At 44.0% G+C, this 1,223-nt stretch carries 2 protein-coding genes; both read right to left on the reverse strand.

What is annotated here, in order from left to right:
- Nucleotides 1–174: 174 nt before the first annotated feature.
- Nucleotides 175–855, reverse strand: coding sequence for a type IV secretion system DNA-binding domain-containing protein (locus CBG25_RS20980; RefSeq protein ID WP_290608996.1), 681 nt, complete (start codon nucleotides 853–855; stop codon nucleotides 175–177).
- 105 nt (nucleotides 856–960) lie between these two features.
- Nucleotides 961–1,223, reverse strand: a 263-nt coding sequence (locus CBG25_RS20985; protein ID WP_290603799.1) for a transposase, incomplete at its 5' end; no start/stop codon positions are given.

Raw genomic sequence — 1,223 nt, forward strand, 5'->3', positions numbered from 1 at the left:
TAACAAGCTGAAAATTCAGCGGCTAAATTTTTCAATTCTTCGACTGATAATCCAATGATTGCTTTACATAAACGATTATCTCGTAACAGCCGCTCTTTGTTGATCATTTCAAACCTTTATTCTCTAAGTTAAACCTCTTTTTATTCTCAATAGCGTGACAAAAAATGCAAGTCTCTATTCAGCAACTAGTTTAATGCTACCATCGACCAGATTAGCCGCATCAGTGCCCTGCACAAAATCATACAATTCAGCCAGAGAAATGGACAATAACCGCTGTAATAATTTTTTAATCGAACGGTCAGGATGTGAGCGCATATGCTCTGCGGTGGCAACAAACAACAGGCGAGCAGACATCAGCCAGAATGGGTCACCACTTTTCGCATCGGGGAATAAGGGCAGCGCAAAGGTTTCAAAATCCGCGCGGTCTTGGCATTCTCGCCATAAATCCCAGTTCGGGCAACGTGCATCCATTGGGTTTAAGATAATATCTTTCCCTTCCCGATAAAAAAGCGGGATAAAGTTATTACCTTTATCGTAGACAATCGCTCTTTTTCGCTGTTTTCTTACCTGCGTTAACAGGTCATTAATGACGGTGCTTTTCCCTGTTCCCACGGTGCCATGCAGTCCAATATTTTGTTGTTCGCTGTTTTCAACCAGGTGTAAATCGCCGATTTTTAGCGATGAGAGTTTGCCTTTGGCTTTTAAAAACTGATTAATCTCTTTTACCGAATTTGCCAGATAGCGCCCACCGATAATCTCATTTTTCCGCTGCTGCGCCCCTTTTTTACCTAACCACCAGAACACCGCTACAATCAGACCTACAAAGGGGCACCTCGAAAAACTCAAGATTTTCAATTAACCCTTGGCTTTCATTCTAAATAATTAGATTTTTTTTGATTATCACGTTACTGATTCTATCGCACATTGCCCTGGCTAGGGCCATTTGACCCATTCTGGGCGTCAGAAAGCCACGATGCACGCGCTCTGGAAGTACGCCAACCGCTTTAGGTTGTAACATGCTGCCATCATCGTCATGGCAAAATTAGCGCGCACCTGTCCAATGGTGCGGATCAGTTTTCTACCCATTTGTTCCATCGCCGCAAATGCATGTTCAACCCGTGCCCTAGTCTTTGCAATCCTGTGGTTTCGCCCTTGCTGAGTCTTGGACAACGGTTTGTTTCGATGGCCTTTACGCTGAATCTGGCTCCTATAGCCGTTTGCCT

The organism is Arsenophonus sp. ENCA, from assembly GCF_002287155.1.
Lineage (GTDB): Bacteria > Pseudomonadota > Gammaproteobacteria > Enterobacterales > Enterobacteriaceae > Arsenophonus > Arsenophonus nilaparvatae.